This is a genomic window from Pseudomonas sp. OV546 (genome assembly GCF_900116845.1).
In the GTDB taxonomy this organism is placed as follows: domain Bacteria; phylum Pseudomonadota; class Gammaproteobacteria; order Pseudomonadales; family Pseudomonadaceae; genus Aquipseudomonas; species Aquipseudomonas petroselini.
This window is the reverse complement of sequence record NZ_FPCE01000003.1, coordinates 236,779-253,769: the sequence shown is the minus strand read 5'-3', so window position 1 is coordinate 253,769 and position 16,991 is coordinate 236,779. Positions and strand designations below refer to the sequence as shown.

General features: G+C 63.4%; 14 protein-coding genes and 1 pseudogene. 7 read left to right on the top strand and 8 right to left on the bottom strand.

Annotated elements, in window-relative coordinates; all coding sequences use genetic code 11:
- Positions 1-25: 25 nt before the first annotated feature.
- The 8 genes and pseudogenes from BM403_RS09110 to gshB all read right to left on the bottom strand — a co-directional run bounded on the left by BM403_RS09110 (position 26) and on the right by gshB (position 6,028).
- Complete coding sequence (locus BM403_RS09110) at positions 26-1,297, bottom strand: dihydroorotase (RefSeq protein WP_093542524.1); 1,272 nt, start codon at positions 1,295-1,297, stop codon at positions 26-28.
- On the bottom strand, positions 1,294-2,298 hold the full coding sequence (locus BM403_RS09105) for an aspartate carbamoyltransferase catalytic subunit (RefSeq protein WP_015886339.1): 1,005 nt from the start codon (positions 2,296-2,298) through the stop codon (positions 1,294-1,296). The genes BM403_RS09110 and BM403_RS09105 overlap by 4 nt, the downstream gene beginning before the upstream one ends.
- Before the next feature lie 24 nt (positions 2,299-2,322).
- Positions 2,323-2,829: a bifunctional pyr operon transcriptional regulator/uracil phosphoribosyltransferase PyrR gene (gene pyrR / locus BM403_RS09100; protein WP_046034946.1), complete on the bottom strand. Its 507-nt coding sequence runs from the start codon at positions 2,827-2,829 to the stop codon at positions 2,323-2,325.
- Between the two features lie 73 nt (positions 2,830-2,902).
- The gene (gene ruvX, locus BM403_RS09095; protein WP_003176676.1) at positions 2,903-3,340 is read right to left on the bottom strand and encodes a Holliday junction resolvase RuvX; all 438 of its coding nucleotides are present in this window, start codon (positions 3,338-3,340) and stop codon (positions 2,903-2,905) included.
- Positions 3,340-3,909: a YqgE/AlgH family protein gene (locus BM403_RS09090; protein WP_093542522.1), complete on the bottom strand. Its 570-nt coding sequence runs from the start codon at positions 3,907-3,909 to the stop codon at positions 3,340-3,342. The genes ruvX and BM403_RS09090 overlap by 1 nt, the downstream gene beginning before the upstream one ends.
- 62 nt (positions 3,910-3,971) lie before the next feature.
- A pseudogene (locus BM403_RS32485) lies at positions 3,972-4,067 on the bottom strand (N-acetyltransferase); the annotation flags it as partial.
- A gap of 24 nt (positions 4,068-4,091) precedes the next feature.
- Entirely contained in the window at positions 4,092-4,997 is a 906-nt protein-coding gene (locus BM403_RS09085; RefSeq protein WP_093542520.1) for an energy transducer TonB, read from the bottom strand.
- A gap of 77 nt (positions 4,998-5,074) precedes the next feature.
- On the bottom strand, positions 5,075-6,028 hold the full coding sequence (gene gshB / locus BM403_RS09080; protein WP_005792255.1) for a glutathione synthase: 954 nt from the start codon (positions 6,026-6,028) through the stop codon (positions 5,075-5,077).
- A gap of 239 nt (positions 6,029-6,267) precedes the next feature.
- On the opposite strand from gshB, the gene pilG reads away from it, so the two are divergent.
- The 7 genes from pilG (at position 6,268) to BM403_RS09045 (ending at position 16,842) form a co-directional block, all read left to right on the top strand.
- Positions 6,268-6,675 (top strand): twitching motility response regulator PilG, encoded by a 408-nt coding sequence (gene pilG, locus BM403_RS09075; protein ID WP_003176671.1) that lies wholly within the window; start codon positions 6,268-6,270, stop codon positions 6,673-6,675.
- Between the two features lie 46 nt (positions 6,676-6,721).
- Positions 6,722-7,087 (top strand): twitching motility response regulator PilH, encoded by a 366-nt coding sequence (gene pilH, locus BM403_RS09070; protein ID WP_014720320.1) that lies wholly within the window; start codon positions 6,722-6,724, stop codon positions 7,085-7,087.
- Between the two features lie 12 nt (positions 7,088-7,099).
- Positions 7,100-7,624 (top strand): chemotaxis protein CheW, encoded by a 525-nt coding sequence (locus BM403_RS09065; RefSeq protein ID WP_015886335.1) that lies wholly within the window; start codon positions 7,100-7,102, stop codon positions 7,622-7,624.
- Positions 7,621-9,672, top strand: a complete 2,052-nt coding sequence (locus BM403_RS09060; RefSeq protein WP_015886334.1) for a methyl-accepting chemotaxis protein — start codon at positions 7,621-7,623, stop codon at positions 9,670-9,672. The genes BM403_RS09065 and BM403_RS09060 overlap by 4 nt, the downstream gene beginning before the upstream one ends.
- Positions 9,673-9,777: 105 nt before the next feature.
- Positions 9,778-15,597 carry an Hpt domain-containing protein gene (locus BM403_RS09055; protein ID WP_093542518.1) on the top strand — a complete coding sequence of 1,940 codons (5,820 nt, stop codon included), beginning with the start codon at positions 9,778-9,780 and terminating at the stop codon, positions 15,595-15,597.
- Positions 15,590-16,045: a chemotaxis protein CheW gene (locus tag BM403_RS09050; protein WP_015886332.1), complete on the top strand. Its 456-nt coding sequence runs from the start codon at positions 15,590-15,592 to the stop codon at positions 16,043-16,045. Before BM403_RS09055 ends, BM403_RS09050 begins: the two co-directional genes overlap by 8 nt.
- Before the next feature lie 557 nt (positions 16,046-16,602).
- Positions 16,603-16,842, top strand: a complete 240-nt coding sequence (locus BM403_RS09045) for a DUF6124 family protein (protein WP_043206036.1) — start codon at positions 16,603-16,605, stop codon at positions 16,840-16,842.
- Positions 16,843-16,991 lie beyond the last annotated feature (149 nt).

Genomic DNA, 16,991 nt, shown 5'->3' with positions numbered 1-16,991 from the left:
ATGCCCACATTAGATGTGGGATTTTTCAGGCCTGGTAGCTGATCCGCCCATCCACCAAGGTGTAGCGCACCGTCGCCGGCAGGCTATGGCCGATGAACGGGCAGTTTTCACCTTTGGACAGCCAGTGCTCCCCGGCAACCGTGGAGCGGGCCGGGTCAAACAGCACCAGGTCCGCCGCCGAACCCACCGCCAACTTACCCGCCGGCAGGCGCAATGCCTCAGCCGGGCCTGCGCTGAGGCGTGCCAGCAGTGTCGGCAAGTCCAGCAATCCATCCTCCACCAGTGTCATCGCCAGCGGCAGCAACAGTTCGACACTGCTGATGCCCGGCTCTGTCGCGCCAAACGGTGCCAGCTTGGCATCCCGCTCATGGGGCTGGTGATGGCTGGAAATCGCCGAGACCACACCGGACTTGACCGCCGCACGCAAACCTTCGCGGTCGGCCAGGGTGCGCAGCGGCGGTTGCACGTGGTACAGGCTGGAGAAGTCGATCAGCGCCTCATCCGTCAGGATCAACTGATACAACGCCACATCCGCCGTGACCGGCAGTCCGCGAGCCTGTGCCTGGGCGATAAGGGCGACGCCTCGGGCGCTGGTCAACTGGCTGAAGTGCGCACGCACACCGCTTTGTTCCACCAGCAGCAGGTCACGGGCCAGGGCCACGGTTTCGGCGGTTTCCGGAATGCCCGGCAGGCCGAGGAAGCTGGCCACGGCGCCTTCATGGGCCAGGCCGCCTTCAGCCAAGTCGCGGTCCTGGGAGTGGAAGATCACCGTCAGGTCGAAGGTGGCTGCGTATTCCAGGGCGCGTAACAGCGTCCGGGTGCTGCGAAAGCTTTCCAGGCCGTTGCCGAAGGCCACGCAACCGGCGTCACGCAGGGCGATCAGCTCGGCGAGTTGTTCGCCTTCCAGGCCTTTGCTCAGGGCGCCGATAGGGAACACTTTGCAATTGCCGGCCTCACGGGCGCGGTCGAGGATCAGCTCGGTCACCGCCGAGGTGTCCAGCACCGGCTTGGTGTGCGGCGGGCAGCACAGGCTGGTCACGCCACCGGCCGCAGCGGCGCGGGTTTCGCTGATGATGTTGCCCTTGCGGCTGTAGCCTGGCTCGCGCAGGGCGACGTTCAGGTCGACCAGGCCAGGCGCGGCCACCAGGCCTTTGGCGTCGAGGGTCTCGCTGGCGCTGAAGCCTGCGGGCGCGGCGCCGATGGCGATGATCTTGCCGGCTTCCAGATGAAGGTCAGTGACGTGATCCAGGCCACTGGCCGGATCGATGACGCGGGCGCCGAGGATGCTGAGCTTCACTGGGCGTTCTCCTGCTCGAATTGACGTTGCGCGGTTTGCCCGCTCATGGCCATGGACAACACCGCCATACGCACGGCGATGCCGTAGGTCACCTGGTTGAGGATCACCGACTGGTTACCGTCGGCCACCGCCGACTCAATCTCCACGCCACGGTTGATCGGGCCAGGGTGCATCACGATGGCATCCGGCTTGGCGCCGGCCAGGCGTGCGGTAGTCAGGCCGAACAGGCGGTAGAACTCGCCTTCGCTCGGCAGCAGGCCACCGGACATCCGTTCGCGTTGCAGGCGCAGCATGATCACCACGTCCACATCCTTGAGGCCTTCGGCCATGTCGGTGTAGACCTTCACGCCGTACTGCTCGATACCGATCGGCAGCAGGGTTTTCGGCGCGATCACGCGGATGTCCGGGCAACCCAGGGTTTTCAGGGCCAGCATGTTCGAGCGTGCCACCCGCGAGTGCAGGATGTCGCCGACGATGGCTACCGAGAGGTTTTCAAAGCTGCCCTTGTGCCGACGGATAGTGAGCATGTCGAGCATGCCCTGGGTCGGGTGGGCGTGGCGGCCGTCGCCGCCGTTGATGATCGCTACCTGCGGGCACACGTGCTCGGCGATGAAGTGCGCGGCGCCGGAGTCGCCGTGGCGTACCACGAACATGTCGGCGGCCATGGCTTCCAGGTTGCGCAGGGTGTCGAGCAGGGTTTCGCCCTTGCTTGCCGACGAGGTGGACACGTTCAGCGTGATCACGTCGGCCGACAGTCGCTGGGCCGCCAGTTCAAAGGTGGTGCGGGTGCGGGTGGAGTTCTCGAAGAACACGTTGCAGATGGTCTTGCCGCGCAACAGCGGGACCTTCTTCACCGCGCGGCCACCGACTTCGAGGAACGAGTCGGCGGTGTCGAGGATTTCAGTCAGCAGTTCGCGGGGCAAACCGTCGAGGGACAAGAAGTGTTGCAACTGACCCTGAGCATTGAGCTGCAGCGGGCGCTTGGCATCTAGAGGCGTCATCGCGGGGACTCTTTACAAGGCGGTTTAAAGGGCGAGGTCTTGCAGTTCGAGTTCGAGCGGCGTGGGACCGGACAATTTTACCCGTTGGTGGGCTTGCAGCGACAGGGTGGCGCCTACCACATCCGGGCTGATCGGCAACTCACCCGCGTCCAGGTCCAGCAGGCACACCAGCGTCACGCTGGCCGGGCGGCCATAGTCGAACAATTCGTTCATGGCGGCGCGGATGGTGCGACCGCTCATCAGCACGTCGTCGATCAGCACCAGGTGCTGGCCTTCGATTTCGAAAGGCAGCGCCGACGGACGCACTTGCGGGTGCAGGCCGTTCTGGCTGAAGTCGTCGCGGTAGAAGGACACATCCAGGGTGCCGAGGGGCGAGTCGCTGCCCAGCGCTTCCAGCAACGCCTGGGCCACCCACACACCACCGGTGCGAATGCCAATGAAACGTGGCTCGCTGATGGCACGGTGTTGCAGATGGGCCGTGAGGTCTTTGGCCATTTGGCTGATCAGTTCGGCGGGGTTCGGCAAGCTCATGCAGGCTCCTTCAGGACCTTGGCGCAGGCAAGGTCCGGGCTCAAACGTAAAAAGACGCGGCAAGCCGCGTCAGTCAGGATTCAAATAAAGCGGTGTTTTCGTCCAGCCAACCCTGCAACAGCAGCGCGGCGGCGATGGCGTCCACGGGATTGTCGCGGTAGCTGCCCTTCTGGCCGCCACGGTCACGGCGCTCACCCTTGGCTTCGAAGGTGGTCAGGCGTTCGTCGTGGGTATAGAAGGGGATGTTGTAGCGGCCATTGAGGCGTCGGGCGAATTTTTCCGCGCGCAGGCACATGTCGCTGGGCGTGCCATCCATGTTCAAGGGCAGGCCGACCACCACGGCGTCGGGCTTCCACTCTTTAATGAGGGCCTCGACCTGGTTCCAGTCCGGTATGCCGTTCTGGGCTTTCAAGGTGCACAGTTCGCGAGCCTGGCCGGTGATGACCTGGCCGACGGCTACGCCGATCTGCTTGGTGCCGTAGTCAAAACCGAGGATTAAGCGCAAAGCCATCAGGCGTGCCCCGCCTGGCTGGTCAGCAGGTTGAGGTTGACGCGCAGTTTGGCCGCGGCTGCCTCTAAGCGCAGTTCGCTGGGGGTGTTGAACAGGATTTCGGCGTCAAAGGGGCAGGTCAGCCACGCGTTGCTGGCCAGCTCGGCTTCCAGTTGGCCGGCTTCCCAACCCGCGTAGCCGAGGGTGATCACGCTTTGCTCAGGGCCCACGCCGTCCGCGATGGCGAATAGCACGTCCTGTGAAGTGGACAGCGACACGCCTTCCAGGTCGACCGTGGCCTGGAACTTCGGCCCGGTGGGGTGCAGCACAAAGCCGCGATCGGTCTGCACCGGCCCGCCGATGTAGATCGGCACGCCCTGGCAGCGGGCTGGAGGGTCGACCTCCGGGCGCAGTTGCTCAAGGATATCCGCCAGGTTCAGCTCTTGCGGGCGGTTGATGACCAACCCCATGGCACCTGTGGCGGTGTGCTCGACGATGTAGGTCAAGGTCTGCGCAAAGTTCGGGTCGGCCATATGGGGCATGGCGATCAGGAATTGGTGCTTGAGGTAGGTCGGGCTGACATTTTTCATGTCCGCTAGTGTGGCGGTGGAGGGGCGAACTGACAAGCCTGATCATCTGTAGACACGAGGCTGTGGCGAGGGAGCTTGCTCCCGCTGGACTGCGCAGCAGTCCCATTTTTTGGGGCCGCTGCGCGGCCCAGCGGGAGCAAGCTCCCTCGCCACAACAAGCCAGCTTCTACAGGGGCCCCGGGTCAGTTGCTGGACAGGCGGTCGCCCTTGGCAAACTTCCAGGTGCGGATGATTTCAAGGCGGTCGACGTCGTTCAAGTCGCCGCTGAACGGGGCAAAGGGCGCGGCCAGGCGCACGATGCGCTGGGCGGCCTGGTCCAGCAGCGGCTGGCCTGACGATTCCAGCACCTGGACTTCATATAACGTGCCGTCGCGGTTGATCGACACCAGTAAGCGCAAATTGCCATAAATCTGCTGGCGTCGCGCTTCATCCGGGTAGTTGAGGTTACCGATACGCTCGACCTTCTTGCGCCACTCGTCCTTATACCAGGCGCCTTTGTCGCGCATGGTCGAGGCGGCGTTCAGCCGGTAGATGCGCGGGCGCTTGGCGTACAGCTGCTGTTCGTTGGCCAGCTCGGCTTCCAGGCTGGAAATCTCGTCGGAGAGTGTCGAACTGTCGAACGTCGGCGCGGGCTTCACGGGCTCGGGCGTCGGTTCGGTCTTGGTTTTTTCGCGCTGGGTCGGGGCTTTTTGCGGTTTGGGCGCGACGGTGGTCACCGCAGCCTTGGGCGCGGCCTGCTTCACCTCGGGCTTGGGCGCCGGCGGCGGAGTGACTTTATTCACCTTGTTGTCCTGGAACGGCGCCACTTCAGTGGTCTTGGGCACGGCTTTCTTGTCGAGGGTGCCGCTGCCCTGCTGGTTGTCCTGGGCGAGAAAGTCAGCCTTCTCGGGTTTCTTTTCGCTCTTGAACGTGGCGAGGGTGATTTCCAGGGTTTTGCTGATCCGCTTGGGTTCGACCATTGTGAACCCAACGCCGAGGATCAAGGCCAGGTGAATAAGCGCAGCGAGGAACAGGGTAAATCCGAGCCGATCAGCCGGGCGCACGCCGCTATGGGAGAGTTCGGGGGGCAGTTCGGACGGGGGCGTCATGACAAAAAAACCAACATCGCGCGTTTCACAGGTGGCGCATGATAACGCAATGTTGGTGTGTGTCCGGCTGTTCTATGTCACTTGGCTTGTAGCTTGCGCTCAATGGCAGCCATCAACATTTCGCCGATGTTCGTGCCAAATGCGTTGTCGATCTCGCGAATGCAGGTGGGGCTGGTGACGTTGATTTCAGTCAGGTTCTCGCCGATCACGTCCAGGCCGACAAACAGCAAGCCCTTTTCACGCAGGGTCGGGCCAACCTGGGCGGCAATCCAACGGTCCTTGTCCGACAGAGGGCGTGCTTCACCACGACCGCCGGCTGCCAGGTTACCGCGGGTCTCGCCAGCCGCCGGGATGCGAGCCAGGCAGTAGTCCACCGGCTCGCCGTCGATCATCAGGATGCGCTTGTCGCCGTCCTTGATCGCCGGCAGGTAGGCCTGGCCCATGATTTGCTGGGTGCCCAGGGCGGTCAGGGTCTCCAGGATCACCGACAGGTTCGGGTCGCCTGCGCGGTGACGGAAGATCGAGGTGCCGCCCATGCCGTCCAACGGCTTGAGGATCACATCGCCGTGCTTGGCAGCGAATTCACGCAGCACGTCGGCGCGGCGGCTGACCACGGTGGGCGGGGTGCACTGCGGGAAAAGGGTGGCGAACAGCTTTTCATTGCAGTCGCGCAGGCTCTGCGGCTTGTTGACGATCAGCACGCCGGCGCGCTCGGCCTGCTCCAGCAGGTAGGTGGAGTAGACGAATTCCATGTCGAACGGCGGGTCCTTGCGCATCAGGATCACGTCCAGATCGCTCAGCGGGCTGTCGATTTCGTCCGACAGCTCGAACCACTTCTCAGGGTTGGCAAACACCTGCAGCGGACGCATGCGTGCGCGGGCCTCGCCGTCACCCTGGTAAAGATCGCGCTGCTCCATATAGAACAACGTCCAGCCGCGGGCCTGGGCGGCCAGGAGCATGGCCAGCGAGCTGTCCTTTTTATAGGAGATGCTGGCGATAGGGTCCATGACAATGCCGACGCGAACGCTCATGGGGGATTTCCTCTAGCAAATTAGGGCGCATAAAAGTGGCGTCAGAGTGGCGCTGTGGCTGTTGTGGGTCAAGGAAAAACCACCTGGCCGGTTGCTCGATAGATTGCGCCCGGAGACTGTGCTAAAAAGACTGCCACGGCGCAGCAGCCCTTGAATTCCAAGGCTTGCGGCGCTCATCCTGTGCAACATCAGGCAGTACACACCGAAAACCGATTCGCTGTGGCGATGGCAGAGCAGATATGGAACAGCATTCCAACGCCTTGAGAGTGATGGTGATCGACGACTCAAAGACGATCCGCCGTACCGCTGAAACCTTGTTGAAGAACGTAGGGTGCGATGTCATCACGGCCATCGACGGTTTCGATGCCCTGGCCCGGATTGTCGATCATCACCCGCACATCATCTTTGTCGACATCATGATGCCGCGCCTGGATGGTTATCAGACCTGCGCCCTGGTGAAGAACAACCCGGCGTTCAAGTCGATCCCGGTGATCATGCTGTCCTCCAAGGACGGCCTGTTCGACAAGGCCAAGGGGCGCATCGTCGGCGTCGATCAGTTTTTGACCAAGCCTTTCAGCAAGGAAGAACTGCTGAGTGCGATCAAGGCCTACGTGCCCGGCTTCGCCGCAGTAGAACAAGCACACTGACGTCGCCTCACGAGGGTCGGCGCGAACTTATGTAGCGGGGAAAACCATGGCACGTGTTCTGATCGTCGACGATTCGCCGACCGAAATGTACAAACTGACCGGCATGCTGGAAAAGCATGGCCATCAGGTTCTCAAGGCCGAAAACGGTGCGGACGGCGTGGCCCTGGCCCGCCAGGAAAAACCCGACGCCGTGCTGATGGACATCGTGATGCCGGGCCTCAATGGCTTCCAGGCCACCCGCCAACTGTCCAAGGAGCCGGAAACCAACGGCATCCCGATCATCATCATCACCACCAAAGACCAGGAAACCGACAAGATCTGGGGTGCGCGCCAGGGCGCCAAGGATTACCTGACCAAGCCGGTGGATGAAGAAACCCTGATCGCCACCCTGAACAAGGTGCTGGCCGGCTGACGGTTCGCCATCATGACCGAGTCGCAAACCGCCTTTGAGCTGCTGTTGGACATCGACCGGCGCTGCCGCCTGCTGGCCGCCGACCTGCCGTCCCAGGAAGCCCGCCTGCAACGTTGGAGCGGAATCGGTTTTCGCCTGGGGCCGCACTGGTATGTGGCACCCATGGGCGAAGTTGCCGAAGTCCTGCATGAACCGCGCTGCACGCTGATGCCCGGGGTCAAGGCCTGGGTCAAGGGCGTGGCTAACCTGCGTGGACGCCTGTTGCCGGTGATGGACCTGGGTGGGTTTCTCGGGCTTGAACTGTCCAAGGCGCGCAAACAGCGGCGCGTATTGGTGGTGGAATTCAACGACTTGTTTGTCGGGCTGCTGGTGGACGAGGTGGTGGGGATGCAGCATTTCGCACAAGACGCACTGCTGGCGAGCGCCGCGCCCGGTGTTCCGTTTATCCAGGGCCAGTTCGAGGGCGACCAGCAGTGGCAGGTCTTCAGCCCCTTCGCCCTGGCCCAGGCCCCAGGCTTCATGGATGTTGCCGCATGACCACCGCCACCACGCCAAAACCCCAGGCCGGCTCGCGCAGCCGCTCGCAGATCATCGTGCTGTTCATCGCACTGATCGTGTTCATCATGTTGCTGTTCGCCAACTTTGCGTACCTCAACACCCAGTCCACCTATGACAAACAGTACATCGGCCACGCCGGTGAGCTGCGCGTGCTGTCCCAGCGCATCGCTAAGAACGCCACCGAAGCCGCCGCCGGCAAGGCCGCCGCGTTCAAGCTGCTGGGCGATGCGCGCAACGACTTCGCCCAGCGCTGGGGCTACCTGAAAAAAGGTGACCCGGAAACCGGCCTGCCTGCCGCGCCCAACGCCGTGCGCGCCGAAATGCGCGCGGTGCAGACCGACTGGGAAGCGCTGCTGAAAAACACAGACGCCATCCTTGCCAGCGAACAGACCGTGTTGTCCTTGCATCAGGTCGCCGCGACATTGGCCGAAACCGTGCCGCAGTTGCAGATGGAGTCGGAAAAGGTCGTCGACATCCTCCTGCAGCGTGGCGCCCCGGCCAGCCAAGTGGCCTTGGCCCAGCGCCAGTCACTGTTGGCCGAACGGATCCTTGGCGCGGTGAACACCGTACTGGCCGGCGACGAAACCGCCGTGCAGGCCGCTGACGCCTTTGGCCGTGACGCCAACCGCTTCGGCCAGGTGCTCAACGGCATGCTCCAGGGCAACCCCGGCCTGCGCATCACCCAGGTCGAAGACCGCGACGCCCGTGCGCGGCTGGCGGAAATCGCCGAGCTGTTCGAATTTGTCTCCGGCTCCGTGGATGAAATCCTCGAGACCTCGCCGCAACTGTTCCAGGTCCGCGCCTCGGCGAGCAATATCTTCAACCTGTCGCAAACCCTGCTCGATGAAGCCTCGCACCTGGCCACCGGTTTTGAAAACCTGGCCAGCGGGCGCAGTTTCGACACCATCGGCGGTTATGTGCTGGGGCTGTTGGCGCTGACCTCGATCATCCTGATTGGCCTGGTGATGGTGCGCGAGACCAACCGCCAGTTGCATGAAACCGCCGAGAAGAACGAGCGCAACCAGAACGCGATCATGCGCCTGCTGGATGAAATCGAAGACCTGGCCGACGGCGACCTCACCGTGACGGCCTCGGTGACCGAAGACTTCACCGGCACCATCGCCGACTCCATCAACTACTCCGTCGATCAACTGCGCGACCTGGTCGCCACCATCAACCTCACCGCCGGGCAAGTCGCCGGTGCGGTGCAGGACACCCAGGCCACCGCGATGCACTTGGCCCAGGCGTCGGAGCACCAGGCCCAGCAGATCGCCGAAGCGTCCACGGCGATCAACCAGATGGCCCAGTCCATCGACCAGGTGTCGGCCAACGCCGCCGAGTCCTCGGCGGTGGCGGAGCGCTCGGTGGAGATCGCCAACAAGGGTAACGAGGTGGTGCACAACACCATCCACGGCATGGACAACATTCGCGAACAGATCCAGGACACCGCCAAGCGCATCAAGCGTCTGGGTGAGTCGTCCCAGGAGATTGGCGACATCGTCAGCCTGATCGACGACATTGCTGACCAGACCAACATCCTCGCCCTCAACGCCGCGATCCAGGCGAGCATGGCCGGTGACGCCGGGCGCGGCTTTGCGGTGGTGGCCGATGAAGTGCAACGGCTGGCCGAGCGCTCGTCGGCGGCCACCCGGCAGATCGAAACCCTGGTGCGGGCGATCCAGGCTGACACCAACGAAGCGGTGATCTCCATGGAGCAGACCACCACCGAAGTGGTGCGCGGCGCGCGGCTGGCCCAGGACGCCGGGGTGGCGCTGGAAGAGATCGAAGGCGTGTCGAAAACCCTGGCGGCGCTGATCCAGAGTATTTCCAACGCGGCGCAGCAACAGACCTCGTCGGCGGGGCAGATCTCCCTGACCATGAACGTGATTCAGCAGATCACTACCCAGACCTCGTCGGGCTCCACGGCCACCGCCGAAAGCATCGGCAACCTGGCGAAAATGGCCAGCCAGCTGCGCCGGTCGGTGTCGGGGTTTACCTTGCCGCCACCCAAACAGGTCGATGATTGAAATGCAGTACCAATGTGGGAGGGGGCAAGCCCCTCCCACATTTGATCTCTATCTGTCTTGAGATCTCGCACCACCAGCAACCCACGAATTCTAAGCGGAGCAGTTATGGTTGATCGGCACGACTACGTGGCCCTCGAATGGGTCAAGGGCGACATTGCCGAAACCCTGCAACAGGCCCGGTCGGCGCTGGATGCGTACGTCGAAACCACTGACGGCGACGCGATCAGCGAATGCCTGGCCGGCATCCATCAGGTGCATGGTGCGCTGCAAATGGTCGAGTTCTACGGCGCGGCCCTGCTGGCCGAGGAAATCGAAGCGCTGGCCCTGGCTCTGCAAGCCGGCCATGTGAGCCAGCGCGACGAAAGCATCCGCCTGCTGCAACAGGCCCTCAACCAATTGCCGCTCTACCTGGACCGCGTGCACAGCGCCCGCCGCGACCTGCCGCTGGTGGTATTGCCGCTGCTCAACGACTTGCGCAGCGCCCGCGGCGAAAGCCTGCTGTCGGAGACCAGCCTGTTCAGCCCGCAACTGCTCACCATCGCGCCGCTGCCCGATGAAGCCCTGGCGCAACGCGCGGTGCCCGACCTGAAAGAGCAACTGCGCCAGTGGCATCAGCTGCTGCAACAGGCCCTGGCCGGGCTGCTGCGCGAAGACCACGGCCCCAGCAACCTGGAGGACATGGCGCGGGTGTTCGCGCGTCTCGAAACCTTGTGCCAGGGCGCGCCGTTGTTGCCGCTGTGGCAAGTCACTTCGGCGCTGGTCGAAGGCATGCTCATCGGCGTGATCGCCAACAGCCCAGCGCTGCGCAGTTTGCTCAAGGCCAGTGACAAACAGCTCAAGCGCCTGCTCGCCCAAGGCATCGGCGGCATCAACCAGCCGGCGCCAGATGAGTTGCTCAAGAGCTTGCTGTTTTATGTGGCCAAGGTCACCCGGCCGACACCGCGCATGCAAAGCCTCAAGGAACGCTACGGCCTGGATGAAGCGTTGCCGGACAGCACGGTGGTCGATGCCGAACGCGCACGCCTGGCCGGGCCGGACCGCAACGCCATGGGCTCGGTGCTGGGTGCATTGTGTGAAGAGTTGGTGCGGGTAAAAGAACGCCTCGACCTGTTCGTACGCAGCGACCGTCAGCACACCAGCGACCTCGACGCGCTGCTCGCGCCACTGCGGCAGATCGCCGACACCTTGGCGGTGCTGGGCTTCGGCCAGCCGCGTAAAGTCATCATCGACCAGCTTGCCGTGGTGCTGAGCCTGGCCCAGGGCCAACGCGAGCCCAACGATGCCGTGCTGATGGACGTTGCCGGCGCCTTGCTCTATGTCGAAGCCACACTGGCCGGCATGGCCGGCACCGTGGAGCCGGAAAGCCGCGAAGAAAGCCGCCTGCCCACCACCGACCTGACCCAGATCCACCAATTGGTGATCCGTGAATCCTGCCAGTGCCTCAAGCAAGCCAAGGAACTGGTGATCGATTGCATCGAAGCCGACTGGGACCGCCAGCGCCTTGAGTCCCTGCCGGAACTGCTGAGCCAGGTGCGCGGTGCCCTGGCCATGATCCCTTTACCCCGCGCGGCGAGCCTGATGCGCGGTTGCACGGACTACGTCGATGAACAGTTGATGGGCAACGACGCGCCGCCGACCGAGCGGCAACTGGCGCATTTTGCCGACGTGATCAGCAGCCTGGAGTACTACCTCGAACGGATGCTCCAAGACCCCGATGCCGCAGGTGAACGGGTGCTGGAGCTGGCCACCCAAGGCCTGGCGGCGCTGGGTTACCTGCCTGCCGAGAAACCCTGGCGCCAAGCCCTGGTTGCACCGGATGGAGCGCTGGCGGTGGAGGTCGCGCCGAGCCAGTCGCAGTTCGACGCGCTGGCCAGCCCCACGTCGCGCCTGAACCCGCCGGCCCTGCAACGCCCCGGTAGCCTGCTGCCGCCACCGGCCGACGAAGAGCCCATCGACGATGAACTGCGCGAGGTCTTCCTCGAGGAAACCGACGAAGTCCTCGACGTGCTGCACCGTTACCTGCCCAACAGCGCGGACAAAACCGCCCAGGGCGAAATGCGCCGTGCTTTCCACACCCTCAAGGGCAGCGGCCGCATGGTCCGCGCACTGGTCCTGGCCGAGCTGGCCTGGGCTGTGGAAAACCTGCTCAATCGCGTACTGGAACGCAGCGTAGCCCTGAGCCCCGAGGTACAACAGGTGCTGGATGAAGCGGTGGCCTTGCTGCCGGAGTTGATCGCGGACTTCGCCACCGACGACCAGCGCCAGCGCGATGAAGTCGACGCCCTGGCCGCCCGCGCCCACGCCTTGGCCAGCGGTACGCCGCAGCCGTCTGCCGAACCCCATGACCCGATGCTGCTGGAGATCTTCCGCAACGAAGTCCAAAGCCATCTGGACAGCCTCAATCACTTCCTGCAACAGGCCGCCGAGCATGTACCGCTGCACGTCAGCGATGAACTGCAACGCGCCCTGCACACGCTCAAAGGCAGCGCCTACATGGCCGGCGTGCTGCCCATCGCCGAACTGGCGCGCCCGCTGGACCACCTCACCCGCGAATACAAGGCACACCGCCTGCCGCTGGACTTGGACGAAGTGGAGTTGCTGCTCGAAGCCGAGAGCCTGTTCCAGCGCGGGCTGCGTGATCTGGACAGCGACCCGTTGGCGCCGATCAAAGGCGCAGAGGACCTGATCAACCGCACCCAACGCCTGCTGGATCAGCAGCTTGAAGCATTGCTCGACGCCCCGAATACCGGCCTGCGTATCAAGCGCGACCCGCAACTGATCGCCAACTTCCTGGCCCAGGGCATGGACATTCTGCTCGACGCCGAAAGCCTGCTGCGCCGCTGGCAACAGCATCCCGGCGAACGCCAGGAACTCACCGCGCTGCTGGACGAACTGACCACCCTGGGGGAGGGCGCGCACGTCGCCGACCTGCACGCCATCGACGCACTCTGCGAAGCGCTGCTCGACCTCTATGGCGCGGTGGAGGAGAGCAGCCTGGCGGTGAGCGAGCGGTTTTTCCACGAGGCCGAGCAGGCCCATGAAGCCTTGATCAACATGCTCGACCAATTGGCCGCCGGGCAGGAAATCAGCCCGGCGCCGGCACGGGTACAGGCGTTGCGCGAGTTGCTGGATGAGGCCCTCGACCCGTCGGCCACCGGCCTGATCAAAAGCGACGGCAGCCGCGCCTTGAGCATCTCCGAGTTGGGGGCGGCCACGGCGCAATTGGATCAGCCAACGGCGATGGACGATGAGATCGTCGAGATCTTCCTGGAAGAGGCCGTGGACATCCTCGACAGCGCCGGGCAGTCGCTCAAACGCTGGTTGCTGGAGCCGGATAACGCGGGACCGCTGTCCTCGTTGCAACGTGACCTGCACACCCTCAAGGGCGGCGCGCGCATGGCCGAAATCGGGCCGGTGGGTGACCTGGCCCACGAGCTGGAATGTTTGTATGAAGGGCTGGTGGACCGTCGCTACAGCTACTCCCCCGAGTTGTCGCTGTTACTGATGGCCAGCCATGAGCGGCTGGCCTTGCAGCTTGATGAATTGCAACAGCAACGGCCCCTGAGCGATGCCGGCGAGTTGATCGCCCAATTGCGTGGATTCCGCCAGGGCAGCACACCGACGGCACCGACCGAGGCTGTACAAGCCTCGGGAGCTGATCCTGAATTGCTGGATATCTTCCTCGAAGAAGCCGCCGACATTCTCGACAGCTCAGGCAGCGCTTTGCTGCGTTGGCAGGCCGAGCCCGGCAGCCGCCAGGAAGTCGAAACCCTGCTACGCGACCTGCACACCCTCAAGGGCGGCGCGCGCATGGTCGAGATCGGGCCGATCGGCGATCTGGCCCATGAACTGGAGTTTCTCTACGAAGGGCTGTCCGCAGGCCTACTGGCGCCGTCCGCCGAGCTGTTTGCGTTGCTGCAAGGCTGCCACGACCGCCTGGCGCAGATGATCGACGCGGTGGCCGACGGTTTGCCGGTCGGCTCGGTGGACAAGCTCATCGAGCGCATCAAAAGCCTGGTGCACCCCAGCGACGAACCGGTGACACCGGTGGCGTTGCCGACGGGCAAGGCGGAGGCCGTGGTAGACCCCGCCGCCGACATGGTGAAGATCTCTGCCGAGCTGCTCGACGACTTGGTCAACCTGGCCGGTGAAACCTCGATCTTCCGTGGCCGTATCGAGCAGCAAGTCAACGACGCCCGCATTGCCCTGACCGAAGTGGAAACCACGATCGAGCGCATGCGCGACCAACTGCGGCGTCTCGACACCGAGACCCAGGGCCGCATCCTCAGTCGCCAGCAGGCCGAGGCCGAGCGCCTGGGTTATGAAGAATTCGACCCGCTGGAAATGGACCGCCACTCGCAGCTGCAGCAATTGTCCCGCGCGCTGTCCGAGTCCGCTTCCGACCTGCTCGACCTCAAGGACACCCTCGAGCGCCGCAACGAGGACGCGCACGACTTGTTGCAGCAACAGGCGCGCATCAACACCGAGTTGCAGGAAGGCCTGATGCGCACGCGCATGGTGCCGTTCGAACGCATGCTACCGCGCCTCAAGCGTATCGTGCGCCAGGTGGCGGGTGAGCTGGGCAAGGACGTGGAATTCATCGTCGGCAACGCCGAGGGCGAGATGGACCGCAATGTGCTGGAACGCATGGCGGCACCGCTGGAGCACATGCTGCGCAACGCCGTCGACCATGGCCTGGAGTCCCGCGATGTGCGGCTGCTGGCCGGTAAGCCCGAGAAAGGCCGCATCACCCTGGACCTGACCCACGAAGGCGGCGACATCGTTTTCGACATGCGCGATGACGGCGCAGGTGTACCGCTGGAGGCCGTGCGGCGCAAGGCGATCAAGCGTGGCTTGCTGGGCCCGCATCAAGAGATCAGCGACCGCGACGTGTTGCAGTTCATCCTGCAGCCGGGCTTCTCCACCGCCGAAAAGATCACGCAGATTTCCGGACGCGGCGTGGGCATGGACGTGGTGCATGAGGAAGTGCGTCAGCTTGGCGGCTCGATGGTCATTGATTCGACGCCGGGCGAGGGTGTGCATTTCCGTATTCGCTTGCCGTTTACCGTGTCGGTCAACCGTGCGCTGATGGTGCAATGTGCGGACGACCAGTACGCGATTCCGCTCAACACCATCGAAGGTCTGGTGCGGGTGCTGCCCCATGAGCTGGCGGGCCATTACCAGCAAGACCCGCCGTGTTATGAATACGCCGGTCAGCGCTATGAGCTGTTCTACCTGGGCGACCTGCTGCACACCGTCAGCCGCCCGAAACTGCTGGGCCAGTACCAGCCGGTGCCGGTGCTATTGGTGCAGTGCAACGAGCGGCGCGTGGCCATCCATGTGGACGCCATGGCCGGTACGCGGGAGATTGTGGTCAAGGGGCTGGGCCCGCAGTTTGCAGGGGTGCAGGGCCTGTCGGGCGCGACGATTCTGGGCGACGGTCGCGTAGTGCTGATCATCGATTTGCTCGCGCATATCCGCGCCCGCCAGCCGGCCTTGCCGGCCCAGTCGGTCGATGCGCCGCTGATCCTCAACGACCCCTTGAAAAAACGCCCGTTGCTGGTGCTGGTGGTGGACGACTCCGTCACCGTGCGCAAAGTCACCAGCCGCCTGCTGGAGCGCAACGGCATGAACGTGCTCACCGCCAAAGACGGCATCGACGCCCTCGCTGTGCTCGAAGAACACACCCCGGACCTGATGCTGCTCGACATCGAAATGCCGCGCATGGACGGCTTCGAAGTCGCCACCCAGGTGCGCAACGACCCCCGGCTGATGCGCCTGCCGATTATCATGATCACCTCGCGCACCGGCCAGAAACACCGCGATCGCGCCATGGCCATCGGCGTCAACGACTACCTCGGCAAGCCGTACCAGGAATCGGTGCTGCTCGAAAGCATCGCCTACTGGAGCAAGTCCCATGCTTGACCACCGCACCAGCCAACTCACCGGCCTGCTGCTGCCGCTGGCCGACCGCCACCTGGTGCTGCCCAACGTCGCCATTGCTGAGCTGATCGACTTCCAGCGCGGTGAACCCGCCAGTGATGCGCCGCCGTGGTATTTGCGGCAAGTAACCTGGCGCGATCGGCAGATACCGCTGATCAGCTTTGAAGCGGTGTGCGGTGAAGCCAGCATGACCGGCGAACGCTCGCGAATCGTAGTGTTGAACGCGTTGGGCGGGCGACCGACGTTGAAGTTTATTGCGCTGGTGATTCAGGGGATTCCACGGTCTTACAAGCTCGACAGCGAGTTGAGTTATGTGGACGTGCCGCTGTGCCCGTTGGAGTTGGCGGCGGTGCAGGTAGGGGAGCATGTGGCGAAGGTGCCGGACTTGATGGGGTTGGAAGCGTTGCTGGTCGAATCCGGATTAGCTTGAATCCCCCGCTCCCACACGGGATCGCGCTCATCTCAGATACTCACTCAACCCGCATAAACCGCTGCCTGCAGACCTCGTTTGTGGCGAGGGAGCTTGCTCCCGCTGGGGCGCGAAGCGGCCCCAAAACCTACCGCCGCTTTCTGCCTGTAGAAACGCGGTGTTTGTACTGGGGCTGCTGCGCAGCCCAGCGGGAGCAAGCTCCCTCGCCACAGGGGGGGTGTTGCTGGGCCTTCGGATTTTTCCTGCAAGATTTTGGGCCGAGCATGAACTTGTCGCGTGCAGCCAGCGCGCCTAGTCTTCGTCCCGTCATCGCAAAAAACGGTGACACGGACGTGCAAGTCCGGTTACATGTCGGCGCACCGGCGCACCGGCGCCCATAGCCATTCAACGGGCGTTTTTATGCCTGCTGTATTTGTTTTGGCGGCTGTGCGTGGGAGATCCCTCGGGGTCTGCCGGGGTCCGATATGCCCGGTCTTGCACACCTGCGCACAGCTGCCACCTTAGTTCGCGTGCAAGCGGCAGATGGCAGTCTCCATCCCATATCGGAGCTGTAAATCATGATCAAACCTACCCCCAATCCGCCCCTCTTCACCGTAAACCCTCACCAAGACACCGAAACCTTGCTGGTCAACGCCAGCGAAACCCTGTCCTCCCTCAACGCACTCACCTGCAATCTAGCCTTCGACCTGGACACTACCCAGCGCGCCATCATGCTTGGGATTCAGCAAATGGCAGCGTTGGGGCAACTGTTGGTGGATCAAGCACTGGAACAAATTTCCCCGTCCATGGCGGCATAAATCGATTAATGCCAGTCAGTTAAGGGCAAACACTGTACCTGTGGCGAGGGAGCAAGCTCCCTCGCCACAGGTTATTTTTTACCCTTTCTACGTCTTAACTGACTGGCATTAACCTATCGTTCCCTTTTTGGGACTCATTGGCCGCCGCC